Consider the following 26,111-nt stretch of genomic DNA (forward strand, 5'->3'; position numbering starts at 1 on the left):
CTGATCATCTTCGCCGAAAGCGAGTGGTGCTACACCCGGCACAAATGGGACAGCCTGGACGAACCGTCCGGCCACACGAGTTCAACCCCGCACCTGAACTGGTTTTCGGAGAAAGACCGGATCAAGGAAATCAGTTGGTGGGGGGATGTGGCGCAGAAGTTGGGGTTGAGGGCGGATGGGAAGGTGTACCACTTTCATCCGGTGGGGTTGGTGGGGGGTTTTGCAGCGATAGTTCGAGGACGTTGGAAACTTGGGGCTACATCTGAACGCTACGAATCGGCAGGAAGAGGTCCAGGAGTTGTATCAACAGGACGAGGCGACCATGGCGGGGCATCGTACGGTGTGTACCAAATGTCCTCAAAAATGGGAGTTGTACAGGATTTTATAAAATCATCACAATATATCTCCCGTTTCGCCAGGCTACAGGCGGGATCAAGTGATTTTAATAACAGATGGAAGGAGATCGCTAACGAAAATACAGAGGCATTTAGAAAAGCCCAGCATGACTATATAAAGTCAACCCATTACGATGTACAGCTAAATGATGTTCTTAAGGGAGTGGGGTTTCCAACTGAAAATAGAACTGCGGCGTTGCATGACTTGGTGTGGTCCACGAGCGTTCAGTTTGGACCTAAAACGAAGTTGATTAAAAATGCGACTCTTGGTTTAAATTTTTTATCGGTGTCTGTCGTAGATATCATCAGTGCGGTTCAGGATTTCAAAGTCAGTAATAACAATAAGCTCTTCGCGAGTTCACCTACACTGCATTCAGGATTGATAGCGAGAGCAACAGATGAAAAGAGCAGGCTGCTTGACTTGGAGGCCTCGGGATTTGAAATCGAATAGCAAGATCACGGCGAACTTTATAGTGTTTTCTATGGTGACCTGTTTTGCTGCATTTGTGCGGAGTGGTGAACACGTCGGTTGGCAGGTAAGTCATAGTGACAGATACGCTTCGTGCATTTACGACGCTGGCGGTGTCCATGCCGAGATGGTTGAATGCATAGATGAGGAAATCGATAAAAATAATACAGAAATTTATAGTGAATTGGCTGCTGCTGAGGGAGATACATCAATAAGTGAGCTTTGGGTGGCGCTGAAAAAAGTCAGGGTGCTTGGGACGAGTATGTAAAAGAAAAATGTGAGCCCTATCAAGCATTGGGCGGCCAAAGAGGCGCTCTGCTTACGAGAAACTGCATGCTGGAGGAGGTGTCATTTCGAAATGCGTTTGTTAGGGAGCTGTTAGTCGAGGCGCAGATCTAATCGGCAGTTCTTCTCACGATCTGCAGGGTAGCTCAAGCCCTTCAGTGAAATCTGGGCAGAAAGATTGTACCTAACGATCACCGCATCGGAAAATATGATCAGTATAAGTCGCTCCTGAATGATCCTGAGTTCTCGGAAAAAAATTACTTACTGATGGGGTGCGCTCTGGACATAAGCGCGATCGCCGCCGCCACTTCGCCTGGTCGGACGAAGCGACTGCGGGGGCATGCTTCCGGGTTACCGCATTAGAGAAATTTCAAAAAAAACGCCGAACAAGTCGGCGTTTTCCATTGCAGCTACTACTTAGCTGGCGCGACGAACGGTGTCACGCAGAGCCTTCACTTTATCGTGGTTGGCCTGGGTGCCAGCCAGCTGACGCTGGATCAGGCTAGTCACGTTGACCGGCAGATTTTTCTCTACGGCTTTCTGCGAAGCTTCTTTGTAAGCTTTCAGAGCGTGGTCTTCACCGGACTCGACTTCGTTCAGCACAGCCTCATCGGTTTTGCCCGACAGAGCGGACTTCAGCTCTACCCACAAGCGGTGCACGCCGCCAGCTGCGCTCGACGAAGTTTCCGGGTCGCCGCCCAGTGCACGCACTTCGGCTTGCAGTTCAGCTACAGCAGTTTTGCACTCTGCAGAACGGGACAGCAGATACGCTTTGATTTCTGGGTTCTTCGCGTCTTCGGCAGCGGTGTGAAAACCCTTCTCGCCGTCGATGCTGGTCTCGATCAGGTCATTGAGTACCGAGATTGCTTCTTTATTGATATCAGTCATTTGTCATTTCCTTAATGGCAGTTGATCGAAATATTAAATTCTTGGAGAGCAGTCAATTTCATCTCTGTACGGTAGCTGTTGCAGCAGGCGTGCCAGCTTTTTCCAACAAGATTTATCCTTATTAATCAATGACTTAATTTTATCAATACACAGACCAACCAAGCTTTCTGCATGATCTGTCGATTGGCACCGTTGCAGAATGCACGTATCGTTTCAGTTCATCTGAATAGACCAACGGCGCCCCATGGATCCCGAGAAACTTAAGCTTTTGGTGACGCGCGAAATGCCCTTCGGCAAGTACAAAGGCCGCTTGATTGCCGACTTGCCTGGGCAATACCTGAACTGGTTCGCTCGCGAGGGTTTTCCCAAGAGCGAATTGGGCAGCCTTCTGTCACTGATGCACGAGATCGACCATAACGGGCTGTCGAGCTTGCTCGATCCATTACGCACTCGCCCGCGCCAGCCGCTGAACGAGCGCCCCGCCAAAACCACCATTCGCTTCACTGACAGGGAAGACTGATAGATGCCTGACGCACTGCACGCAAGCTCACTGCCTACCCCAACCGAACGCGCCCACGATGAAGCGTTCTGGCAGGAGGTGGCGGCTCAGTACGAAGTTGAAGCTGGCCCGGTGAATCTCGAGTACGGCTACTTCGGGCGCATGACGCGCAAGGCGCTGCGCAACTACGAACAAAATCTGGTGTACGTCAACGCAAGCAACTCGGTGTACGTGCGCCAGCAATTCGATGCAGTCGATAGCGAAGTCATTCGCGCACAACTGGCGCAGTTGCTGGGGGCGGACCGGAGCGAAGTGGCAATCACCCGATGCGCATCTGAAGGTTTGCAATCGCTTATTCGAAACTACAACGAGCTGCGTCCGGGCGATCAGTTGCTGATCAGCGACCTGGACTACATGAGCGTGCAAACCGCCATGCGCTGGCTGGCGAAAACCCGAGGCATCGAGCTGATCGAAATTCAGCACGCGCATCCTGCAAGCTACGATGCGCTGCTCGACAGCTACCGCGACGCCTTCCAGCGCCACCCACGCCTGAAGCTGATGGCGCTGACCCACGTCACTCACCGTACAGGGCTGGTAATGCCGGTGCAGGCCATCGCTGCCTTGGCGAAAGAGCACGGCATCGACGTGATTCTCGATGGCGCGCACGCGCTGGGCCAGATGGAATTCAAAGTGAGCGAACTCGGCGTCGCATTTGCCGGCTACAACCTGCAGAAGTGGATCGGAGCGCCGCTGAGCCTGGGCTTTATCTATGTGGCGAAGGACCGTCTGCAATCAATCGATCCGGACATGGGCGACGGCCGTTATCCGCTCGATGAGCTGCTTTCCCGTGTTCCATACGGCACACCCAATATTCCTGCGCTGATGACCCTGCCAACGGTGTTCGAAGAACATCTCGCGATCGGTGGTTCGACGGTCAAAGGGGCGCGACTCAACTACCTGCGTGACCTGTGGGTCAAGCCTGCCAGAGAGATCGAAGGCATTGAAATTCTGACGCCCGATGACGCCCGGCTTTATGCCGGTATTACCGCGTTCCGGTTTACCCGCCACGCCGATCAGCACGTGATGATTCAGCGCCTGCTGGACGAGCACGGCGTATTCACCGTGGCACGCGAGGGCTCTGCCTGTGGTACGTGCATACGCGTGACCCCAGGTTTCACCACAACGGCCCGGGATATGGAGCAACTGGTCAACGCACTGCGCGTATTAGCGTAACGGCAATATTGCAGACGAAAAAAAACGGTGTCCGGACCAGGGAGCACCGTTAAATAGCCAAGCTGTAATCTTGATAGCGCGCTGGGTACGTTTTTCGCGGGCAGGCGCGCTTACAGGTTCAGCGGCGGATCAATCAAACAGCGCGATTGCTTCAGCCGTCGCATCGGTGATCCGACTCCAGTCGCCGTTCTTCACCCAAGTGTTGTCGATCATCCAGGTGCCGCCGACGCACATCACGTTAGGCAGCGCCATGTAACTCTTGAGATTGGCTGCGCTGACGCCGCCAGTTGGGCAAAAACGCACTTCCGGGAACGGGCCGCCCAACGCTTTGATCGCGCCAACACCGCCACTGATTTCTGCCGGGAACAGCTTGAAGCGACGATAGCCCAAGGCGTAACCGATCATGATTTCCGACGCGCTGCTGATGCCGGGTATCAGCGGCAACTCGCTTTGTACGGCGGCTTCCAGCAGATCCTGAGTGCTGCCGGGAGTGACGATGAACTGCGAACCTGCAGCTTCGGCAGCGGCCAGCATGCGCCGGTCGAGAATGGTGCCAGCACCGGTGCACAGCTCCGGACGCTGATCGCGCAGGATTCGGATGGCCTTGAGACCAAACTCCGAACGAAGGGTGACCTCCAGCGCATTCAAGCCGCCCGCTGCCAGCGCATCGGCCAACGGCAGCACGTCTTGTTCACGAGCAATGGTGATGACCGGCAATATCTTCGCTTTCGCGCAAAGTGCGTCGATCTGGGCAATCTTGCTCGCCATGTCGTTCAACGGCTGCTTCGCTTGGGTATTTTCCATGGCGGCTGATCCTTTGCTTATGGGCACCAGTAAATCTCTAGAGACGGGTTGAGGAAGGCACGGATGGGCATTTGGGCGATGTCATCGCCAGCCAGCGCCGTACGCAGGGTTTCCAGTTTGGCCTGTCCGGAAATCGACAAAATCGGCGACTTCGCCGAGGCCAGAAGTTTGCGTGTCATGGTCAGACGCTGATGCGGCGTGGTTGGCGCCAGCATTGGCAGACACAGGTGTTCACTATTGAGATCCAGCGCATCAGCCAGGTTCGGGCTATTGGGGAACAGCGATGCGGTATGGCCGTCATCGCCCATCCCCAGCACTAGCACGTCGATGGACGGCATCTCTTCTTTGAGTGCGCTATCGGCGGCGGCGGCAGCTTCATCCACGGTGCGCGTCGCTCGATACAGACTGAAGAAGCCCGCTTCAGCTGCCGGCCCCTGAAACAGGTAGCGTTTGACCAGGCCCGCGTTGCTGTCTGCGTGTTCGGTGGGGACCCAGCGCTCGTCAGCCAGGCTGATCGCCACGCGGGACCATTCGATGTCTTTTTTCGCCAGCGCCTGAAAAAACGCCACCGGGCTCTTGCCGCCGGACACGACCAAGGTTGCCACGCCATGCGGATTGCTGTTGATGGCTGTCGTCAGCAGGTCAGCCACATGATTGGCCAATGCCTCGGCCAGCAGGGTTGGGTTGTCGAATTCGGCAGCCTTCAGGCCATCCGGAAATTCAAGTTCACATATCGCCATACCAGGATCTCCCGTCACGCGTAATAAGGGCAATGGAGCTCATCGGACCCCATGAACCGGCCGGATAAGGCTTGGGCGCATCGCCCGCTTTTTTCCAGCCTGCAATCAGCTGGTCGCACCATTGCCACGCCGATTCGATTTCGTCCTTGCGGACAAACAGGTTTTGATTGCCGCGCATCACTTCCAACAACAACCGCTCATAGGCATCGGGAATCCGGGCACTGCGGTAAGCATCGGAAAAGCTCAGCTGCAGCGGGTTGCTGCGCAATTGCATGCCTTTGTCCAGGCCCTGATCTTTGGTCATCACCTGCAGTGAAATCCCTTCATCGGGCTGCAAGCGGATGATCAGGCGGTTGCTGATTTGCAACCGTTGCTCCGGGGCGAAGATGTAGTGCGGCGGCTCTTTGAAATGGATCACGATCTGCGACAGCTTTTGCGGCATGCGCTTGCCGGTACGCAGATAGAACGGCACACCGGACCAACGCCAGTTACGAATGTCGGCACGAATGGCCACGAACGTTTCGGTGTCGCTCTGGGTGTTGGAGTTTTCCTCTTCCAGATAACCCGGTACAGGCTTGCCTTCGCTGTAACCGGCGATGTACTGCCCGCGGACCACTTGGGTCGCCAGACGCTCCGGTGTGAAAGGCGCCAGCGCTTTGAGCACTTTCACCTTTTCGTCGCGAATACTGTCCGCTGACAGGTCGCTGGGAGGGTCCATCGCGATCAGGCACAGCAGCTGCAACAGGTGGTTCTGAATCATGTCGCGCAGCTGTCCGGCCTGGTCGAAATACCCCCAGCGGCCCTCGATCCCTACCTTCTCCGCCACCGTAATCTCGACGTGGGAAATGTAGTTCTGGTTCCATTGGGTTTCGAACAGGCTGTTGGCAAAACGCAGCGCAATGAGGTTTTGAACGGTGTCCTTGCCCAGGTAGTGGTCGATCCGGTAAACGCGATTTTCCGGAAGGAACTGAGCCACGGCGTCATTCACCCGACGCGATGAAGCAAGGTCATGGCCGATGGGTTTTTCCAGCACGGCGCGCGTGCGTTCGGTCAGGTTGACTGAAGCGAGGTTTTCGCAGATGGCGCCGTATACCGCCGCGGGGGTGGCGAAATAGGCGATCAGTGTCTCGGCGTCGCCTACCGTTTCAGCCAGGGCGACGTAATCTTCGGCCTTGAGGAAGTCAACGTGCAGGTAGCTCAGGCGAGCCTGAAAACGCTCAACGTGTTCATTTTCAAGTTGGGCCTCAGGGACAAAGCGGCGCAGGCTTTTGTCGATATACGCGAGGTGTTCTTCTGGGGTTCCGGTTTCGCGAGCCAGGGCTAAAATTCGGGTGTCGGCATGCAGCAGTCCTGCTCGATCAAGCTGGTATAACGCTGGAAACAGTTTGCGTACTGCCAGGTCACCCAAGGCGCCAAACAGGGCAAAAGTGCACGGTTCAACCGTAATCGAGAGCATAATGTTGGTTCTTTTATCAAGTTAGGCTACAAATACCTTTTTTAAAGGCGTTACTCAAGGCCATATGTAGTAATAACCACAACATTTCGTCATAAAGCACTTTCCGGTGGTGATCAACACAGGCCCTCAGTACGATAGGCCACCTTTGCGACAGGCTAAAGGCCCCCTTTAGATAAACGACGTTTATCTGCCTGTCGCAGCATTAGAAGAAGGACTCTGAATGGACCGCGTACGCAATCTACTGGAGCAGATCCAGAGCCGGCTGGAAGACTTGAACAAGGCCGAGCGCAAGGTCGCCGAGGCCATCCTGCTCAATCCTCAGCAAGCCACCCGCTTCAGCATCGCGGCGCTGGCCCAAGCTGCAAAGGTCAGCGAACCGACGGTCAACCGCTTCTGCCGCTCGTTTGAGGTCAGTGGTTATCCTGAACTCAAACTGCAACTGGCCCAGAGCCTGGCCAGCGGCGCGGCATACGTCAGCCGCGCGGTCGAAGCCGATGACAATCCCGAGGCCTACACCCAGAAGATTTTCGGCAGCGCCATTGCCTCGCTCGACAGCGCTTTGCAGGCGATTGACCCCAACCTGGTGAGCAAGGCCGTGGATCTGCTGATTCAAGCGCGACAGATCCATTTCTTCGGTCTCGGCGCCTCAGCCCCTGTGGCGCTCGACGCGCAGCATAAATTCTTTCGCTTCAACCTGGCCGTGACGGCCCACGCCGATGTATTGATGCAGCGCATGCTGGCTTCGGTCGCGCACACAGGCGAGCTGTTCGTGATTATTTCCTATACCGGGCGCACCCGTGAGCTGGTGGAAGTGGCACGTATCGCCCGGGAGAACGGCGCCTCAGTGTTGGGCCTGACGGCGGCAGATTCGCCACTGGCGCGGGCCAGCACCTTGAGCCTGAACATTCCGCTGCCCGAAGACACCGACATCTACATGCCGATGACATCGCGGATCATCCAGTTGACCGTGCTCGATGTACTGGCGACCGGCATGACCCTGCGCCGGGGCGTCGACTTCCAGCCGCATTTGCGCAAGATCAAAGAAAGCCTGAACGCCAGCCGGTATCCGGTGGATGATGAGTTGAACTGAAAGAGCTTCTCTCTGTAGGAGCGAACTTGTTCGCGAGCCGGCTGAATGACATACCGCAGCGTCTGGCTCGCCAACAAGTTGGCTCCTACAAAGCGAGCCGGCTCGACTGACACACCGCAGCGTCCGGCTCGCCAACAAGTTGGCTCCTACAGAGATAGGCGCTAATGCACCAAATGCGCCTGCAAGCTCAAGCTGGCCTGCTGCCCCGGAGCCAGGCTAAAGCTGTCCGCCGCACCTGACGCGGCTTCCACACGCACAAACCCGCTCGCTTCTGCCCCGCCCACACCCAGCAATGGCCGACTTCCTGGATGCCAGACCACGGTGCTGGCACTGTCGCCGGTGTCGATGCTCAACCGCCGACGCCAGGTTTCGTCCAGCAGCTCGAGGGCACCAGCGTGCTCGAACACCCGCTGACAGCCGCCAGCGACCCGCAATTCGCCTATCTGCTCGCATGCACTGCGGCTCAGCTCGTCATACCCGTGTGCACCGTCCAGGCCGTCCACCGCCACATCAGCCACGTCGCTGATGCGCCAGTAAGCATGCAACGCATGGCTGAACTGACAAGGCTGGCTGTCTTCGTGCTGCGTTTCCAGGCGCAAGCCCATGCTATGGCCCAGCTCGGCGAACAAGTCAGCCTGCCAATCCCAAAGCTTCAGACGCCAGTGCAACGTCACCCCGGCTTCGCTTTCGGTGCTGTCGATCAGCTTCCAGTCGAGCAGGCGCGCCCAGCCATGAGCGGGCCAGACCTTTTCGCTTGGATGCCGACCCACCCATGGCCAGCACACCGGCACGCCGCCGCGTATGGCGCCGAATTGTGGCCACTGCGCGGCGCACCACAGCCATGGCTTCTGGCCGCGGGGCTGAAAATGCAGCAATTGCCCGCCCTGCCGACTGAAGACTGCCTGGCACTGGGGATGATCGATCACCAGCACGTCTCGTTGCTGATAACGCTCCCACTGAAACGTCGGCATTGGCCGCGTGGCGGTGAAGAAACGCTGCAGCGGATGCTCGTGCAAAGGTGATGCGTTGATGGCCATTGCGGTCCCGTGCTGGATATCTTGAAACGACGCGGCTTCTGTAGGAGCGAACTTGTTCGCGAGGCGTCTTGCCGGACACACCTAGCCATCTGTCTCGCCAACAAGTTGGCTCCTACAGGGTCAGCAAACCCAATAAAAAATGCCCTGAACTGCCAGAGCCGACAACAAAAAAAACGGGCAGCCAGGCTGCCCGTAAAAGCACACACGACCCTTGATCGTTTGTGAAGCGGAGGAGCGTCCGCTTGAATCAGAACTTCGACTGAATCTTGATACCGGCAACCAGTGCGTTTTGAACGTCGTCCACACCGCCCGGGCTCTTCACGTACTGCAAGTTAGGACGCACGGTCAGCCAATCGGTGAGGTGCACACCGTAGTAGATTTCCGAGTTGTACTCAGTCTTCTGGATGGGCAGATAGCCTGGGTTGTCGTAGTCGTCGATGCCGTTGGTGGCGTTGATCAGGCGACGGTTGTCCTGAGCATCGTCATTGACGTGGATACGGGCGATACCGATACCGATGTCATCCTTCGGGCGTGCGTCGAACGGGCCTTTGAAGACAAAGCCGACCTGCTGATAGTTGTCGACGAAGTTGGTGGCTTTGTCATGCACAGTCGCGTTGGCGAAGATGCTCAGACCACGAGAAGTGTCGCCACCCACGCTGGTCAACTGCTGCTGCGCCACAACCCACCAACCGTGTTTGTTTTTGTGCGACTTGAAGTCACCACCGGCAGTCGCTTGCGGCTGACCGTTTTCGTTTTCGTACAGGTCATCGGCATTCGGGCTGCTGACGTAGTAACCGACGCGGTATTCGCCCGGCAAGGCGTTAACCGTTGGCGACCACACCAGTTCAACTGGAACCACGGTACCTTTGGCGCCGCTGCCGCTCAGCTTGAAGCTGTTGCCGGTTTCCAGGTAAGACGGGTTTTGCTCGTACACACCAATCTGGGCAAAGACTTCTGGCGTGATGTTGTATTTCACGCGCAATGCCCACTGGCTGACTGGCCAGTTGTACCAGGTGTTTACGTAGTTACCGACTTGCGAGCCGCAAAACGAAAGGTTCTGGAAGTCGCATGGGAAGCTGTTGAAGTCTTCGCCTTCGCCGAATCGCCCGGCTTTGATATCCAGTTTCCCGTCGAAGTACTTTTGCTTGACCCACATTTGCGTCAGACGCCAGGTCTGACCACGGCCCCATACTTCTTGGGAGGAGCTGAGGGTGCCGGCGCGAGGATCGCCGATACGGTCGTTGGAGATGTTATTGCCGCTACGCTCGGTGATCGCCAGTTTGAATTCGGCGTCATGCCAACCGAGGATTTTTTGCAGGTCCATTTGTACGCCGAACGCGAACTGGTCGCTGTAGCGCCCGGTCGTGTCGTCGTTGTAGCCGCCATTGAGATTGGAGCCTGCCTCACCCACATACTCGATAGGGAAATCAAAACCCTTGTCGTAAAGCTCTTGGCGCAGACCACCCCAGTCGCCGGTCATGTGTTCGCTGGCGTGGAACGGCTCCATTGCCGAAGCAGTTCCCGATAGCGTCAACGCACTTAAAACCGACAGTCCACCGATAAGCTGAAACTGCTTCAGCGATTTGCCCTGTACCTTCTTCATCCCTTAAATCCTCGTTTTATTGTTATTAGCTTTAAACAGCGTTGTAACTACTTGCCTCGTGTGCCTGACTGGCTTTCTTACGGCAGGGTTGGCCAGTCAGATGTGCCCGCTTCTTACATAGCCACTCTGGATCAGTTGCGATTGAGCCGCGTGATATTGCTGACGGGTTCAGCGGCTGGCGACTTTCCCAATACACCCAGTCGCTCTCCGGTCTGAGCGTCAAACAGCAGGACCTTGCTCGGATCGAACTGCAAATTCAATGATTCACCCACCTGAGGCGCGACATCCGGCGCCAGACGGCAGCAGACCTTGCTGCCGTTGAGCATGACGAACACCAGCGTATCGGGCCCGGTCGGCTCTGTAACCTGCACTTCAGCACGAATGCCTGGCAAAGCACTGGCTTCGCCGGACGCTAGCATGATCTGCTCCGGGCGAAGACCCAAAATCACCTCACGATCCTCAAGCCCCGCATCGTTCATGCTCATGGGCAATTCGCAACGCGCTTGACCGCTATCAAGCAACGCCACCAGACGACCCTCTTTACGCTGCAAACGCAGCGGTATGAAATTCATCGGAGGTGAACCGATAAAGCTGGCTACGAACAGGTTAGCTGGATCGTTGTAAATCTGCTTGGGCGTACCGAACTGTTGAATGATGCCATCCTTCATCACCGCCACTTTGTCGCCCAGGGTCATTGCTTCGATCTGATCGTGGGTGACGTAAACCGTGGTGGTTTTCAGGCGCTGGTGCATCAGTTTCATTTCGGTACGCATCTCGACCCGCAGCTTGGCGTCGAGGTTGGAGAGCGGCTCATCGAACAAGTAAATTTTCGGGCGACGGGCCAACGCACGGCCCATGGCCACACGCTGTTGCTGACCACCGGACAACTGGCCAGGCTTGCGATTGAGCAAGTGTTCGATCTGCAGCAACTTGGCAACGCGAGCAACTTCCTCGTCGATGGCTGCCTGACTCATCTTGCGGATCTTCAAACCGAATTCGATGTTCTCGCGCACGCTCATGGTCGGGTAAAGCGCGTAGGACTGGAACACCATGGCGATGTCCCGATCCTTGGGGCTCATGCCGCTGACGTCCTGGTTGTCGATGACAATCTCGCCGCCGGTGATGTTTTCAAGGCCCGCGATGCAGTTCATCAGGGTCGATTTACCACAGCCCGAAGGCCCGACCAGAATCAAAAACTCACCGTCGTTGATCTGCAGTTCAATGTTCTTCAGGGTGTCCGGCAGGCCGGGGCCATAAGTCTTGTTTACGTTACGAAGTTCGAGCGTTGCCATGATTACCCCTTGACTGCGCCGGCCGTGAGGCCGCGCACGAAATACTTGCCTGCGACGATGTACACCAGCAGGGTCGGCAGACCGGCGATCATCGCGGCAGCCATATCAACGTTGTATTCCTTGGCGCCGGTGCTGGTATTGACCAGGTTGTTCAGCGCCACGGTAATAGGCTGGGAATCGCCACTGGAGAACACCACACCGAACAGGAAGTCGTTCCAGATCTGCGTGAACTGCCAAATCAGGCAGACCATGATGATCGGCGTGGACATCGGCAGAATGATCATGCGAAAGATAGTAAAAAATCCCGCGCCATCTAGGCGTGCGGCTTTCACCAGCGCATCAGGAATGCTCACGTAGTAGTTGCGAAAGAACAGCGTCGTGAACGCCAGCCCGTAGACCACATGCACGAACACCAGCCCTGTGGTGGTGCTCGCCAGGCCCATTTTGCCGAGGGTGAACGACGCGGGCAGCAGCACGGTCTGGAATGGCAGAAAGCAACCGAACAGCAACAGGCCGAAAAACAACTGCGAACCCCGGAAGCGCCACATTGAGAGCACATAGCCATTCAACGCGCCGATGGCGGTGGAAATCAGCACGGCCGGCACAGTGATTTTGATCGAGTTCCAGAAATAGCCGTCTACGGTTGCCCAGGCCTTGACCCAGCCGATGCCGGTGACGACGGTTGGCCAGCTCAACAGGTTGCCCGTGCCGATGTCTTCGGGTGTCTTGAAGCTGGTCAGCAACATGACCACCAGCGGCACCAGATACAGCAGGCACGCCAAGATCAGCACTGCATAAATCGCAACTCGGCTGAGACTCAGCGCGGGTTTGCCAACGAGATTAGTCATTGCGCTTGGCCCTCAGCTCGGAATACAGATAAGGCACGATGATGGCGAGAATCGCCCCGAGCATCAGGATTGCACTGGCCGAGCCCATGCCCATCTGGCCGCGGCTGAAAGTAAACGAATACATGAACATCGCTGGCAGGTCGGAGGAGTAACCCGGACCGCCCGCTGTCATCGCGGCGACAAGGTCAAAGCTCTTGATGGCGATGTGCGCAAGGATCATCACGGCACTGAAGAACACCGGACGCAGGCTTGGCAGCACCACTTTCCAATAAATCTTCGGCATGCTTGCGCCATCGATTTGCGCAGCACGAATGATCGACTGGTCGACGCCGCGCAAGCCCGCGAGGAACATCGCCATGATAAATCCGGAGGCTTGCCAGACGGCAGCGATCACCAGGCAGTAGACGACGCGATCAGGATCGATCAGCCAGTCCAGCCGGAAGCCTTCCCAGCCCCAGTCCCGCAGTAATTTGTCCAGGCCCATGCCCGGGTTGAGCAGCCATTTCCACGCCGTACCAGTAACGATCATCGAGAGCGCCATCGGGTACAGGTAAATCGTGCGGATGAAGCCCTCGCGACGGATGCGCTGATCGAGAAACACCGCCAGCAGCACGCCAATCACCAAGGTAATGCCGATGAACATGCCGCCGAAAACGGCCAGGTTCTTGCTCGCCACCCACCAACGGTCGTTATCGAACAGGCGCTCGTATTGCGCCAGTCCGGCCCATTTGTAGGTCGGTAGAAAAGTCGAATTGGTGAACGAGAGTACAAACGTCCACAAGATGTAACCGTAGAAGCCCACCAACACGATGAACATGCTTGGCGCCAGCACCAGTTTGGGTAGCCAGCGCTGCAGTGCATCGAACGGCGAGGCTTTGCTGAACACAGCAACAGAACTCATGTTGAAAATCCAATAGAGAGGGGATACAGCTGCAAGCCGTAAGCTACAAGTGCAGCGCCGTACAACCCATGACCTGCAACTTGTAGCTTGCAACTTTTAGCTTCTAGCTTGTTGCTAACGCTTACTTGGCAGACTTGATCGCAGCACCGAGTTTCTTGGCCGCGTCAGCCGGATCGGCTTTCGGGTCGTTGATGTAGTTGGTCACGACATCAAAGAACGCACCTTGCACGGCGAGCGTAGTCGCCATGTTGTGCGCCATGCTCGGTTGCAGGCCACCGGTCTTGGCATCTTCCAGGAAGTCTTTGGCAGCGGTTTGGGCGCACGAGTCGAATCCGAGTTTTTCCATGTCGTTCAACATGTCGTTTCGAACCGGAATCGAGCCCTTGTTGATGCTGAAGACTTTCTGGAAGTTTTCACCCAGTACGACTTTGGCAATGTCCTGCTGAGCAGCGGCCGTGCCTTTGTCTTTCTGCTTGAACACCGCCAGGGAGTCGATGTTGTAGGTGAACGCCTTGTCGGTGCCCGGGAACGCTACGCACTGGTAGTCCTTGCCGGCGACTTTCTTGGCAGCAGTCCATTCGCTTTTGGCCCAGTCGCCCATGATCTGCATGCCAGCCTTGCCGTTGATGACTTTGGCCGCTTCCAGGTTCCAGTCCTGGCCTTTGCCGTCGGCGTCCATGTAAGTGGCGACCTTCTTCAACTCGGTCAGCGACTTGATCATTTCCGGGCCGGTCAATGCGCCGTTGTCGAGATCAACAAGGGCCTTTTTGTAACCGTCAGCGCCCATGACTGAAAGCACGACGGCTTCAAAAACGGTGCTGTCCTGCCAAGGCTGACCGCCGTGGGCCAGCGGGATGAAACCTGCGGCCTTGAGCTTGTCGCCTGCGGCGTAGAATTCTTCGAGGGTGGTGGGGGCTTTGTCGATACCGGCTTTCTTAAAGACTTCCGGGTTGATCCACAGCCAGTTCACGCGGTGAATGTTCACCGGAACGGCTACGTAATCGCCGTCATACTTAACGGTGTCGGAGACTTTCTTATCCAGCAGGCTGTCCCACTTTTCTTCTTTGGAGACGTCTTTCAGAACGTCGGTATCCAGCAGACCGGTGGACGCCCATTCCTGAATGTCAGGGCCTTTGATCTGGGCAACACCTGGTGGGTTACCGGCTACGGCGCGGCTTTTGAGAACGGTCATGGCGGTTGCACCACCGCCGCCTGCGACGGCACCGTCTTTCCAGACAAAACCGTCTTTTTCAACTTGGGCTTTGAGCACATCAACAGCAGCTTTTTCGCCGCCGGACGTCCACCAGTGGACAACTTCGACAGTGCCTTTGGATTCAGCAGCGAGGGCGCTCAGCGGAAACAACGAGGCGAGGGAAACAAGTGCAGCGAGACGGGTGATGGAATTCATCTAATTGACCTTTCTTGTTGTTATGCCTGAGCAAGTCTGGTGCTTGCGCTGCATGGATTCTAACCAAGGGGCTAGAGCGGACGGTAACGAAGGGACGCGCAAGTGTCACAGAGTTGTGACATTCAAATAACACTAATAAATACCACCTCAGGCGATGCGTTTTAGTGGGAGCGGACCTGTCCGCGAAGGCATTTGTACAGCCGACAAGGTTATGGCGAATGCCAGACCGTATTCGCGGACGGGTCCGCTCCCACAAGAGCAGTTCTCAACGCCTATTCCAACCCACGCGGCAGAAACAATGTCACGCGCAGCCCGCCATCACGCAGGTTCTGCAACGTCACTTCGCCGCCATGGCTATGGGCGATATTGCGCGCGATACCAAGGCCCAGCCCATAACCCTGCTGCTGGTTGCCCGCCAGCCGAAAATGCGGCTCGAACACTTGCTCCAGACGCTGCTCGGGAACGCCCGGGCCTTCATCGTCGACGTGCAGAATGAACGCCTCGGCATCATCCTCGACGTGCAAATGGGCCTTGTTGCCGTACTTGATCGCGTTGTCGATGAGGTTGCCCATGCAGCGCCGCAGGGCCAACGGTTTGCCGGGAAACATCGACATGGCCTTGCCCTGCAGCGTCACGCGGCCATCGCCATCGGGTGACAGATAGGGCTCGATGAGGCAATCGAGCGCGTGATTCAGGTCCACCGGCTCGATGTTTTCGTGAATGTCAGTGTCTTTGACGCACTGCAATGCGCCTTTCACCAACAACTCAAGCTCGTCCAGATCGCGGGTGAACTTGGCCTGCGTGACCTCATCTTCCAGCAGTTCTACCCGCAGTCGCAGACGAGTAATGGGCGTGCGCAGGTCATGAGAGATGGCACTGAACAACTGGCCCCGCTCACTCAGATAACGACTGATTCGCGCACGCATGGTGTTGAACGCGCGAGTCACCTCAACCACTTCGCTGCCCCCGCCTTCTACCACTGGCTCAACATCGGCGCCGAGGGACATATCGCGCGCCGACCGCGCCAGACGCTTGAGCGGGCCGCTTTGCCAGTGCACCAGCAGGCCAATGAACAGCAACAGAAAACTGCTGGTGAGGATGATGAACCACACCTGCTGCGTTGGCAGGTCCTGCTCTTCGAGGCTGGTGTAGGGTTCGGGCAGCAAAGAGGCGATGTACAACCACTCGCCCTGAGAGAGCTGGATCTGCGTGACCAACACTGGCGGGTTCACCGGCTCCAGGCTCAACGCGTAATGCGCCCAAGAGCGCGGCAGTTCGTCGAGCTTCAAACCGCCGTTGAAGATGCGCAGGTCTTCGGGACGAACGAACCAGATAGCGATGTCCGGGTCGTTGCCCAGATGCTGGCGCAGCACTTCATCGACAGCGGTCAGCACGGCTTCCTTGCGTGGGGTCGGCTCGAGAATCGCCATGTCCAGCGGATGATCGTTGAGTGACACGACAAACCGAGTGCCGCCCATGTTGCGCAGTTGGTCCAGCACCAAAGGCCGATAGGCCACCGGCAGCGAGCGAAAGTAGCTGACGCTCGCCGCCATCGAGTGCGCAAGACTGCGCGCGCTGGTGATCAAGCCCTCCATTTGCGTGGCCCGCAGCTGTGACAGCCAGATCACACTGGACAGCGCCTGAGCCATGAACACCGCCAGCAATGTCAGCAGCAGCATGCGTCCCAACAGCGAACGCGGCACCGGCAACTTGCGTTTCTTCTCGATCACGATCACGCGTTAGTAGCCATTGCTGGCTTGGGGCAACACGTTCGCGGCCAGCAGATAACCGCTGCCGCGCACGGTGCGTATCAATCGCGGCGCCTTACCGGTGTCACGCAAGCGCTGACGCAAACGGCTCACTGCCATGTCAACAATACGCTCCAACGGCATCAGCTCCCGGCCACGGGTAGCGTTGCCGATGGTGTCGCGGTCGAGGATTTGCTGAGGGTTGTCGAGGAACAGCTTGAGCAGAGCGAAATCCGCCCCCGAGAGAATCACCTCTTCGCCGTCGTTGTGGAACAGCCGGTGACTGACCATGTCCAGACGCCACTCATCGAACACCAGCACTTCGCCACCGGAACGCTCCTGGCCGAATTGCGCACGCCGCAGCAGCGCCTTGATACGGGCTTGCAGCTCACGAGGACTGAAGGGTTTGGCCATGTAATCGTCAGCGCCCAACTCCAGACCAATGACCCGGTCGGCTTCGTCGGAGCTGGCTGTGAGCATGATGATGGGCACGTGGGGTTGCCGAGGGTGTTGCCGGACCCAGCGGCAGAGGCTGAAGCCGTCTTCGTCTGGCAACATCACATCGAGGATCAGCAGGTCGCTGGGCTCCTCATTGAACGCTTGGCGAAACTGCGCACCATCGCCGACCGTTCGGACCTGAAAACCAGATCGGCTCAGGTAGGCTTGCAGTAACTCACAGATTTCCTGGTCATCATCGACCACCAGAATCGACTTGCTGACAGCGTTCACGTTGGTCGTCCTTGTGTGCGTTATTTGTTGTTATAGATAAATCTTCATCAATGAACCTTGTGGGAGCGGACCCGCCCGCGAATGCGATTGCCGCCCCCTTACCTGTGCGTCGGAAGTACCAACGTCTTCGCGGACAGGTCCGCCCCCACGCCCTCAGTGGTGGGCCACTTCAAGCGCCTGATCCAGCGCCACGCCCGCCCCCATCAATCCTGGGTATTCGGCAGTCACCAGCCAGACCGGCACACCCTGGAAATAGTCTTTCATCAAGCCTTTTTCAGACAAGGCCCGGTTGAAACCGCTCTGCATGAAGAAATCCACGAAGCGCGGAATCACGCCGCCTGCGATGTATACCCCGCCGCGACCGCCGACCGTGAGTACGTTGTTCCCCGCCACTCGCCCCAAAAACACACAAAACTGCTCCAGCACCGCTGCGGCGACTGAATCGCCATCCATTGCTGCCGAGGTGATGGCAGCGGGGGATTTAAGCGTTGGCTCGATTTCGTCCAGGGCGCAACTGACCCGGTACAGCAACAACAGACCGGCGCCGCTCAGCACAGTTTCAGCGCTGACGTGCTCGTGGTCGGCCATCAGGCGCATCCACAGCATGGCTTCACGCGGGGTGCCAATCGGCAAATCGACATGCCCGCCCTCCCCCGGGACGGCCATCCAGTGCTTATCGCCGTTACGCACCAATGTTCCGACGCCCAGGCCTGTGCCCGGACCGATGACGACTTTGGCGGCATTCGGGTCGCCCTTGCCGTGGCGTACAGTCAGGTATTCATCGTCACGCAAACGGGTCATGCCCAACGCCATGGCGGTGAAATCGTTGACCATGATCAGGTTGTCGATTTTAAGTGCGGCGCAGAACGACTGCCGGTTGATCTGCCAGTGGCTGTTAGTGAAGTGGAAATCGTCGCCAACCACAGGGCCTGCCACCGCCAGGCAAATGGAGCCGACATCGCCCAATTGCAGCTCCAGGTCCTCGATGTAGATCAGCAGCGCTTTCTCAGGGCTTGCGTAATCGATGGTCGGGAACACCCGGACCGAATGCAGTTGGTCGTCTTCCCAAATGGCAAAACGCGCATTCGTCCCACCGATATCACCCACCATCGCCAATTTCACGTAAGCGTCTCCAGATTCGAAGTAAAGGCGCTGGCGCCCTTCTCCGCGGAGCTGAAGGCCATACGCATGAAGCCGAACAACTCACGTCCGCTGCCCACGTTGTTGGCCAGCCGACCGATTGCCGGTTCTCTGGCGGCCAATTCTGCCGGTTCAACCAAAACTTGCAACGTTCCTTTCACGCCATCGACCCGAATGAGATCCCCATCACGCACAAGTGCCAACGGACCACCATCGGCCGCTTCAGGACAAACGTGGATTGCTGCCGGTATTTTCCCCGACGCGCCGGACATACGCCCATCAGTAATCAATGCGACTTTGAAGCCGCGATCCTGCAACACGCCAAGGAACGGCGTCATCTTGTGCAGCTCAGGCATGCCGTTGGAACGCGGCCCCTGAAAACGCATGACGGCAACGAAATCACACTCCAGCTCGCCCGCCTTGAAGGCATCCGCCAGGTCCTGCTGATCGTCAAACACCTTGGCCGGCGCTTCTACGATTTGATGCTCCAGCGCTACAGCCGATACCTTCATCACGCCGCGCCCCACGTTGCCTTCCATCACGCGCAAACCACCTTCGGCCGAGAACGGACGGGCGACCGGACGCAAGATGTGCTCGTCCAGGCTTTCGGTCGGGCCATCGCGCCAGACCAGCTTGCCGTCTTCCAGAAACGGCTCTTGGGTATACCGACGCAGTCCAGGGCCCATCACCGTGTTGACGTCTTCATGCATCAAGCCTGCGTCCAGCAGCTCGCGGATCAGGAACGCCATGCCCCCGGCCGCCTGGAAGTGGTTGATGTCGGCTTTGCCGTTCGGATAAACGTGGGTCAGGGTCGGTACGACTTCGGACAAGTCGGCCATGTCCTGCCAGGTCAATTGAATGCCGGCGGACTGCGCAATGGCGGGCATGTGCAGCGTGTGGTTGGTGGAACCGCCCGTCGCGTGCAGGGCAACAATCGAGTTGACCAGCGCGCGCTCGTCCACAATCTCACCCAGCGGTATGAATTGACCGCTCTGTTTCGTAAGACGCGTGATCTGGTATGCCGCTTCGCGTGTCAGCGCATCGCGCATCGGCGTGTAGGGATTAACGAAGGATGCGCCTGGCAAATGCAAACCCATGACTTCCATCAGCAGCTGGTTGGTGTTGGCAGTGCCGTAAAAGGTGCAAGTGCCCGGGCCGTGATAGGACTTCATTTCCGAGTCCAACAGCTCCTCGCGGGTCGCCTTGCCTTCGGCGTAGCGCTGACGCACGTCGGCTTTTTCCTTGTTGGAAATGCCCGACACCATCGGCCCGCCCGGGACAAAAATGATCGGCAAATGACCGAAGCGCAACGAGCCCATCATCAGGCCGGGCACGATTTTGTCGCAGATACCGAGCATCAGAGCGCCATCAAACATGTTGTGAGACAACGCAACCGCTGTGGCCAGTGCAATGACTTCGCGGCTGGCCAGGCTCAATTCCATGCCCGGCTCGCCTTGGGTCACGCCATCGCACATGGCCGGCACGCCGCCGGCGAACTGACCGACGGAGCCAATCTCACGCAGGGCTGTCTTGATCTGCTCAGGAAAATGCTCGTACGGCTGATGCGCCGAGAGCATGTCGTTGTAGGAAGAAACGATGGCGATGTTGGCCGCATTCATCATGCGCAGGCTGTTTTTATCTTCCGGACCACAGGCCGCAACGCCATGGGCGAAGTTGGCACATTGCAGCTTGCCGCGCATCGGGCCGTCGCTCGCAGCGCCCCGGATCATTTGCAGATAGCGCTGACGGGTTTCACGGCTGCGTTCGATCAGCCGTTCGGTTACCTCAAGGACGCGGGGATGCATTGTCATGAACTCCAGGCTAACTGATGTGGTCACCCGTTCAGGCCCTGCAAATTTTCGACGAACAAACCGATGAGCTGGCAACGGCTTGATTTTCGGACATTTGCACTGGCATTACGGGTTTCTATTTGTAGATAAAACAAAATACTGCCACTAAAAAGGCTTGTTTTCTATTTCCATGAGAATAATCTTGTAATTCCAACAACAAATTCAGTGAGGACGGGGTATGACACTTCGCATCGCAATCAACGGTTTTGGCCGAATCGGCCGCAACGTCCTACGTGCACTCTATACCCAAGGCTACCGCCAGGACCTGCAAGTCGTCGCCATTAACGACCTGGGCGACAGCGAAATCAACGCCCACTTGCTCAAGTACGACACCGTTCACGGTCAGTTTGATGGCACTGTCGAGTTCGACAAAGAAGGTCTGACGGTCAACGGCGACCGCATTTCGGTCAGCGCTATTCGCAATCCTGCTGACCTGCCGTGGAAAGCTGAAAACATCGACGTGGTGTTCGAATGCACCGGTCTGTTCACCGACCGCAACAAAGCCGCCGCTCATATCACCGCTGGCGCCAAAAAGGTCATCATCTCGGCTCCAGCCAAAGGCGCTGATGCCACCGTGGTCTATGGCGTCAACCATGATGTGCTGCGTCAATCTCATCAGGTCATTTCCAACGCGTCTTGCACCACCAACTGCCTCGCCCCGGTTGCTCAAGTTCTGCACCGCGAACTGGGCATCGAGAGCGGCTTGATGACCACCATTCACGCCTACACCAACGACCAGAACCTGATCGACGTTTACCACACCGACCCGTATCGCGCGCGCTCGGCAACCCAGTCGATGATCCCGAGCAAAACCGGCGCCGCCGAAGCGGTTGGCCTGGTGCTCCCGGAGCTGGCAGGTAAATTGACTGGCATGGCTGTTCGCGTTCCGGTGATCAACGTGTCGCTGGTCGACCTGACGATCCAACTCAAGCGCGATGCAACGGCCGAAGAGGTCAACGCGATCATGAAAGAAGCCAGCCAGCACTCCAAGATTCTCGGCTACAACACCCTGCCGCTGGTGTCCCATGACTTCAATCACAACCCGCTCTCGTCCATCTTCGACGCCAACCACACCAAAGTCAGCGGCAAGTTGCTGAAAGTGCTGGCCTGGTACGACAACGAATGGGGCTTCTCCAACCGCATGCTGGATAACTGCCTGGCGTTGATGAACGCCGAGTGATTGGGTCTGGCCGCCGCGACGCTGCGGCGGACCCGGTCGTTTCTAGAGGCTGACGAGCCCGCGCGAAGCTGCGATTTGGTATGTCTGGGATACCGCATCGCATCGTCGCGTTGCTCGTAAGCGCCTACGATTGTGCTCACAGCGAGAACACTTACAATCTCTTGACCCACTTCACGGATGATAAGCATTATCATCTGGCGAATTTCCGGTCGGGCGCTCCTGTGAGTCAGTCGAATTTCAATGATGTATTTCTTGCTCAACGGGTGATCCTGCTCCGCACTTTGCAGCGGATGGTGAGTAATCACAGCGTTGCCGAGGACCTGCTGCAGGAAACCTATCTGCGCGTCAGAAACGCCCTGAACGAACGCCCTATCACGCATCTCGAACCTTTCGTTTTTCAAACTGCTCGCAATCTTGCGCTGGATCATCTGCGCGCACGGCGGATTCATGCCCGCACCATCGTGGAAGATGCGCCGCTTTCAGATGTAGAAAGCGTCGTTGCGCCCCAGGCGACTCTTGAAGACGCGACCCATGCCAAGCGCCTGCTGGAAGGGCTGAGCGCCAGCCTGGGGCAACTGACGCAACGCCAGCAGCGGATTTTTACCCTGAGTCGACTCAACGGGTGCAGCTATATCGAAATCGCCGACCAACTCGGTGTATCGCCCAGTACCGTGCAAAAAGAGCTGAAACTGATCATGGCTATTTGTGTCGGCGTCGCCACCAGGCTTGACCACGTGTAGGCACTGTCGCAGTCTGCTGTCAGTTACTGCCCTGCCCGGTCATGCACCTGAAAAACATGCACCTGAAAAACAAGAACACCGAGGACAACCCGTGAAGGACCCCGACATCTCGCGCGCCCACTCGCTGGCCCATGACGTGCTGAGCGACAGTGCGATGGATCAAGCCTTGAGCTGGCTGATAGAACTGGACGTCAATGACGACGCACAACAGCTGCGATTTCAGGCCTGGCTTGCGGCGGATCCTGCTAATGGCCTGGCCTTCGAAAAAGTCCGGTCAGTCTGGCATTCCCAGCCGGTAGCGCAAACGGCGGCGGCCCTTGAGGCCAAACCAGCCATCGCGAGATCGAGGTGGCGGCGAGTGCGCCCGCACTGGCTCCCGCTGGCTACGGCTGCAGTGCTGATATTAGGCGTGTTTGGTTTCAGCAATCTGCCGCTGCGCCTTGAAGCCGATCATCTGACAGTCGCAGGCGAACGTCAGCGTTTGCAGTTGGAGGACGGCTCCAAAGTGCTGCTCAACACCAATTCTGCACTGTCCAGTGACGTTACCGATAAGCAACGAGTAGCGCGCCTGCTGCAAGGCGAAGCGTATTTCGAGGTGCCTGCTACCCAAGGTTTGCCGCTGGAAGTTCAGGCCGGACCGGTGCGCATGCGTGGCAGCAGCAGCGCATTCGCAGTCCGCTATCTGGACGGCGTGGCACAGATTCAGGTAGAGCGCGGCGCCGTCAATGTCCAGGCCACGAAGGGCAACTCGCAAGTAAGCCTGACGGAGGGCGACAGCATCCGCGTCGGCCCCGAGGGATTCAGCCCCCGCACAAAGCTGGACCCGACCAAAGACCTCGCCTGGGTGCAAGGCCGGTTGATATTCGATAACTGCCCGTTGAGTGAGGTACTGGCTGAGCTGCGCCGCTACTACCCCGGCTGGATCGTCAACACCAACGCGCGTCTGGATAAGGTCGCCGTGACCGGAAATTACCGCCTGGACAACCCGCTCGATGTGGTTCGCTCCCTGGCACAAATCACCTCCGCTGGCCTGCATGAACTGCCCGCGCTGGTGATTCTGAACTGAAGGAAAATATTTTTACGCGATAGCCGTTCGTCGTTCGTCTAGTCATAGCCAATGCAACTGATTCTTATTAGAAACAGTTACAAACACTATAACGACTAGCACGACAGGGAGCGCTATCGATGCCGTCCACGTTCACCCCCGCCACTCGCCCACCCACCAGAACCGCCAGCAGGTTCAGCCTTTCGCTGCTGACCGCTGCCGTAATGGGCGCCAGTCTGCACAGCGCACCTGCCATATCCGCAGAACAGCCAGCGCGCGTGGCTGGCAGCTACCAATTTGCCATCGGCCAGCAGCCTCTCGTGACAGCACTGAACGAGTTCAGCAAGGTCACCGGCTGGCAGGTGGGACTGTCATCGGAGCTGGCGAGAAACATCACGGCGCCTGCGGTCAATGGCTCGATGTCTGCCCAAAAGGCGCTCGAACATCTGCTGGTCGGCAGTAACCTGAGCTACCGCAGCATGGGCAATAACAATGTCGTCATCGAAAAGCGCACGGGCGGTGCTGTAGCGCTGGATCAGATCACAGTGAGCGCCACCCGTCAGGCACAGGCGGTAGCGTTGGTGCCCAGCACGGTGACCGTGCATGACCGCGCTGAACTGGACCGCCAGAACGTTAATAGCATTCGCAATCTGGTGCGTTATGAGCCCGGCGTCTCGGTAGGCGGCGCCGGGCAACGCGCAGGCACGAGCGGCTACAACATTCGCGGAATCGATGGGGATCGAGTTCTGACGCAAGTGGATGGAGTCGAAATTCCGGATAACTTTTTCACCGGGCCTTACGCCAATACCCACCGCAATTATGTGGACCCGGAAATCGTCAAGCGCGTGGAAATCCTTCGGGGTCCGGCGTCCGTTCTTTACGGAAGTAGTGCCATCGGTGGCGCTGTCAGCTACTACACGCTGGACGCCGACGACATCATCAAGGAAGGCAAGGATGTCGGCGCTCGTCTGAAAACCGGCTACAGCTCGGCAGATAACAGCTGGTTGAAGTCGGCCACGGTTGCGGGTCGCCAGGGAGAGTTCGACGGTCTGCTGCATTTCAGCCAGCGCGACGGCGATGAAACCGAATCCTACGGCGGCAATAACGGGACCGGCCTGCAACGCACTGAAGCCAACCCGATGGATGTTCGGACGACAAACGTTCTTGCAAAAGTGGGCTGGAATTACAACGACAATGATCGTTTGGCTTTCACGTATGAACGTTACAACGATCATCGCGACACCAACCAGAAAAGCGCTGTAGGCGGCCCTTTCACCAATGGCAGCGGGTTGGGCTTTTATCAGTCGCGCACAGGCACCGACTCCATCAGCAGAGAGCGATTTGGCCTGGAGAACGCCTTTGAGCTGAACAGCTTGTTGGTCGACAACGTCAAATGGAGCCTCAACTACCAGACCGCCAAAACCGAGCAGGAGACCCACGAACGCTACTTCCCTTTCTCCCGGGACGTTAATCGCAACCGCCAGGCTTACTACCAGGAAAAGCAGTGGGTCTTCGATGCTCAGTTCGATAAAGCGTTTGCCGTTGCCGACACCGATCATTTGCTGACCTACGGCACAACGATCAAACAACAAGAAGTCACCGGCATGCGCAGTGGCAACGGCACTTGCGCGCGAGTGTTCGGGAGCTGTCGTGTCGTCGGCGCCGATAGCCCGTCCGACCGCCTAGTGCGCTCCAGTGACTTTCCGGATCCGACTATCAACACCTACGCCTTGTTTGCTCAGGACGAGATCAGCTGGGGCGACTGGACCTTTTTACCGGGCGCGCGCTACGACTACACCAAGCTCGATCCGCACATTACTCAGGAATTCCTGAACACCGTCGCCCTCACAAACTCCGGCGACGTCGATGGGAAAAACAAGACATGGCATCGCCTGTCCCCCAAGTTCGGGCTCACCTATGCCATCGACAACCAGTACACGTGGTACGGCCAATACGCCGAAGGCTTCCGGACACCATCAGCCAAAGCGCTCTATGGCCGTTTCGAGAATTTAGCGTCCGGCTACATTGTCGAGCCGAACCCCAATCTGGACCCGGAGAAGAGCAAAAGCTACGAAACAGGACTGAGGGGCCATTTCGACTCCGGATCGTTTGATCTCGCGGTGTTCTATAACAAGTACCGCGACTTCATCAATGAAGACGCTATCAGCCCCGGCTATACCCAGACCACTTTCCAATCCAACAACATCAAGCACGCCACCATTAAGGGAGTCGAACTCAAGGGGCGTCTGGACCTCGATGCTTTCGGAGCACCTCAAGGTCTTTATTCACTCGGCTCTGTGGCGTATGCCTACGGCCGCAATGACGATACCGGCCAACCGATCAATAGCGTCAACCCACTGACGGGTGTTTTCGGCCTGGGTTACGACCAGGACAACTACGGCGGGTTGCTGAGTTGGACACTGGTCAAGCGCAAGACCCGTGTTGACGACACTAACTTCCACTCGCCGGACGGCTCCGCCAGTTCGTTCAAGACACCGGGCTTCGGCATGCTCGACATGACCGGTTACTTCAAGGTGACCGACGATGTGACCTTGAGCGGCGGCCTGTACAACCTCACCGACAAGAAATACTGGCTGTGGGATGACGTGCGCGGCTATGACGGCGTCGGTGAAGCAGGCGTAACAGCCCCGGCCAGCCTTGATCGCCTGACTCAGCCGGGTCGCAATTTCGCCATCAACGTGGTGTGGGACATCTGAATTCCACCGCTGAC

At 57.3% G+C, this 26,111-nt stretch carries 24 protein-coding genes; 10 read left to right on the forward strand and 14 right to left on the reverse strand.

Features of this window, described 5'->3' with window-relative positions; genetic code table 11:
• From ACWKWM_RS16340 to ACWKWM_RS16350, 3 genes are all read left to right on the forward strand, one after another.
• On the forward strand, window positions 1-846 hold an 846-nt coding region (locus ACWKWM_RS16340; protein WP_483847139.1), incomplete at its 5' end, for a VgrG-related protein.
• Window positions 833-1,132: a hypothetical protein gene (locus ACWKWM_RS16345; RefSeq protein WP_483847342.1), complete on the forward strand. Its 300-nt coding sequence runs from the start codon at window positions 833-835 to the stop codon at window positions 1,130-1,132. The genes ACWKWM_RS16340 and ACWKWM_RS16345, both read left to right, overlap by 14 nt.
• 26 nt (window positions 1,133-1,158) lie before the next feature.
• The gene (locus ACWKWM_RS16350) at window positions 1,159-1,263 is read left to right on the forward strand and encodes a hypothetical protein (RefSeq protein WP_483847329.1); all 105 of its coding nucleotides are present in this window, start codon (window positions 1,159-1,161) and stop codon (window positions 1,261-1,263) included.
• 303 nt (window positions 1,264-1,566) lie between these two features.
• Here the strand turns inward: ACWKWM_RS16350 and ACWKWM_RS16355 are convergent, their stop codons facing one another.
• Window positions 1,567-2,037, reverse strand: a complete 471-nt coding sequence (locus ACWKWM_RS16355) for a PA2169 family four-helix-bundle protein (RefSeq protein WP_483847140.1) — start codon at window positions 2,035-2,037, stop codon at window positions 1,567-1,569.
• A 244-nt stretch (window positions 2,038-2,281) separates the two neighbouring features.
• Here ACWKWM_RS16355 and ACWKWM_RS16360 point away from each other — a divergent pair, with 244 nt between their 5' ends.
• Together ACWKWM_RS16360 and ACWKWM_RS16365 are read left to right on the forward strand one after the other, a co-directional pair.
• Window positions 2,282-2,557: a DUF3820 family protein gene (locus ACWKWM_RS16360; RefSeq protein ID WP_483847141.1), complete on the forward strand. Its 276-nt coding sequence runs from the start codon at window positions 2,282-2,284 to the stop codon at window positions 2,555-2,557.
• Between the two features lie 30 nt (window positions 2,558-2,587).
• Window positions 2,588-3,769, forward strand: a complete 1,182-nt coding sequence (locus tag ACWKWM_RS16365) for an aminotransferase class V-fold PLP-dependent enzyme (protein WP_483847330.1) — start codon at window positions 2,588-2,590, stop codon at window positions 3,767-3,769.
• 129 nt (window positions 3,770-3,898) lie between these two features.
• On the opposite strand, the gene ACWKWM_RS16370 is transcribed toward ACWKWM_RS16365, so the two are convergent.
• From ACWKWM_RS16370 to zwf, 3 genes are read right to left on the reverse strand one after another with little or no spacing between them, the layout of a single operon-like run.
• Window positions 3,899-4,573 (reverse strand): bifunctional 4-hydroxy-2-oxoglutarate aldolase/2-dehydro-3-deoxy-phosphogluconate aldolase, encoded by a 675-nt coding sequence (locus tag ACWKWM_RS16370; RefSeq protein WP_483847142.1) that lies wholly within the window; start codon window positions 4,571-4,573, stop codon window positions 3,899-3,901.
• Between the two features lie 17 nt (window positions 4,574-4,590).
• The gene (gene pgl, locus ACWKWM_RS16375) at window positions 4,591-5,313 is read right to left on the reverse strand and encodes a 6-phosphogluconolactonase (protein ID WP_483847143.1); all 723 of its coding nucleotides are present in this window, start codon (window positions 5,311-5,313) and stop codon (window positions 4,591-4,593) included.
• Window positions 5,300-6,769: a glucose-6-phosphate dehydrogenase gene (gene zwf, locus ACWKWM_RS16380; protein WP_483847144.1), complete on the reverse strand. Its 1,470-nt coding sequence runs from the start codon at window positions 6,767-6,769 to the stop codon at window positions 5,300-5,302. The genes pgl and zwf overlap by 14 nt, the downstream gene beginning before the upstream one ends.
• 220 nt (window positions 6,770-6,989) lie before the next feature.
• Here zwf and ACWKWM_RS16385 point away from each other — a divergent pair, with 220 nt between their 5' ends.
• Window positions 6,990-7,859 carry a MurR/RpiR family transcriptional regulator gene (locus ACWKWM_RS16385; protein WP_483838910.1) on the forward strand — a complete coding sequence of 290 codons (870 nt, stop codon included), beginning with the start codon at window positions 6,990-6,992 and terminating at the stop codon, window positions 7,857-7,859.
• Window positions 7,860-8,020: 161 nt separating this feature from the next.
• Here the strand turns inward: ACWKWM_RS16385 and ACWKWM_RS16390 are convergent, their stop codons facing one another.
• From ACWKWM_RS16390 to edd, 10 genes are all read right to left on the reverse strand, one after another.
• On the reverse strand, window positions 8,021-8,896 hold the full coding sequence (locus tag ACWKWM_RS16390; protein ID WP_483847145.1) for a D-hexose-6-phosphate mutarotase: 876 nt from the start codon (window positions 8,894-8,896) through the stop codon (window positions 8,021-8,023).
• Window positions 8,897-9,143: 247 nt separating this feature from the next.
• Window positions 9,144-10,499, reverse strand: coding sequence for a carbohydrate porin (locus tag ACWKWM_RS16395; protein ID WP_483847146.1), 1,356 nt, complete (start codon window positions 10,497-10,499; stop codon window positions 9,144-9,146).
• Between the two features lie 131 nt (window positions 10,500-10,630).
• Window positions 10,631-11,791 carry an ABC transporter ATP-binding protein gene (locus ACWKWM_RS16400; protein ID WP_483847147.1) on the reverse strand — a complete coding sequence of 387 codons (1,161 nt, stop codon included), beginning with the start codon at window positions 11,789-11,791 and terminating at the stop codon, window positions 10,631-10,633.
• Between the two features lie 2 nt (window positions 11,792-11,793).
• Entirely contained in the window at window positions 11,794-12,639 is an 846-nt protein-coding gene (locus tag ACWKWM_RS16405; protein ID WP_483847148.1) for a carbohydrate ABC transporter permease, read from the reverse strand.
• Complete coding sequence (locus ACWKWM_RS16410) at window positions 12,632-13,540, reverse strand: carbohydrate ABC transporter permease (RefSeq protein ID WP_483838915.1); 909 nt, start codon at window positions 13,538-13,540, stop codon at window positions 12,632-12,634. The genes ACWKWM_RS16405 and ACWKWM_RS16410 overlap by 8 nt, the downstream gene beginning before the upstream one ends.
• A gap of 121 nt (window positions 13,541-13,661) precedes the next feature.
• Window positions 13,662-14,948 (reverse strand): ABC transporter substrate-binding protein, encoded by a 1,287-nt coding sequence (locus ACWKWM_RS16415; RefSeq protein ID WP_483847149.1) that lies wholly within the window; start codon window positions 14,946-14,948, stop codon window positions 13,662-13,664.
• Window positions 14,949-15,220: 272 nt separating this feature from the next.
• Entirely contained in the window at window positions 15,221-16,627 is a 1,407-nt protein-coding gene (locus ACWKWM_RS16420) for an ATP-binding protein (protein WP_483847331.1), read from the reverse strand.
• A gap of 60 nt (window positions 16,628-16,687) precedes the next feature.
• Window positions 16,688-17,425, reverse strand: a complete 738-nt coding sequence (locus ACWKWM_RS16425) for a response regulator (protein ID WP_483847150.1) — start codon at window positions 17,423-17,425, stop codon at window positions 16,688-16,690.
• A gap of 153 nt (window positions 17,426-17,578) precedes the next feature.
• Window positions 17,579-18,547 (reverse strand): glucokinase, encoded by a 969-nt coding sequence (locus ACWKWM_RS16430; protein WP_483847151.1) that lies wholly within the window; start codon window positions 18,545-18,547, stop codon window positions 17,579-17,581.
• Window positions 18,544-20,370, reverse strand: a complete 1,827-nt coding sequence (gene edd / locus ACWKWM_RS16435; RefSeq protein ID WP_483847152.1) for a phosphogluconate dehydratase — start codon at window positions 20,368-20,370, stop codon at window positions 18,544-18,546. The genes ACWKWM_RS16430 and edd overlap by 4 nt, the downstream gene beginning before the upstream one ends.
• Before the next feature lie 223 nt (window positions 20,371-20,593).
• Between edd and gap the strand changes: the two genes are divergently transcribed.
• The 4 genes from gap (at window position 20,594) to ACWKWM_RS16455 (ending at window position 26,097) form a co-directional block, all read left to right on the forward strand.
• On the forward strand, window positions 20,594-21,595 hold the full coding sequence (gap, locus tag ACWKWM_RS16440) for a type I glyceraldehyde-3-phosphate dehydrogenase (RefSeq protein WP_483847153.1): 1,002 nt from the start codon (window positions 20,594-20,596) through the stop codon (window positions 21,593-21,595).
• 221 nt (window positions 21,596-21,816) lie between these two features.
• Window positions 21,817-22,335 carry an RNA polymerase sigma factor gene (locus ACWKWM_RS16445; RefSeq protein ID WP_483847332.1) on the forward strand — a complete coding sequence of 173 codons (519 nt, stop codon included), beginning with the start codon at window positions 21,817-21,819 and terminating at the stop codon, window positions 22,333-22,335.
• 91 nt (window positions 22,336-22,426) lie between these two features.
• Complete coding sequence (locus ACWKWM_RS16450; protein WP_483847154.1) at window positions 22,427-23,401, forward strand: FecR family protein; 975 nt, start codon at window positions 22,427-22,429, stop codon at window positions 23,399-23,401.
• 119 nt (window positions 23,402-23,520) lie between these two features.
• A complete protein-coding gene (locus tag ACWKWM_RS16455; protein WP_483847155.1) occupies window positions 23,521-26,097 on the forward strand; it encodes a TonB-dependent receptor in 2,577 nt (858 codons plus the stop codon).
• Window positions 26,098-26,111 lie beyond the last annotated feature (14 nt).

It is taken from the genome of Pseudomonas rosaeacicularis (assembly GCF_057128745.1).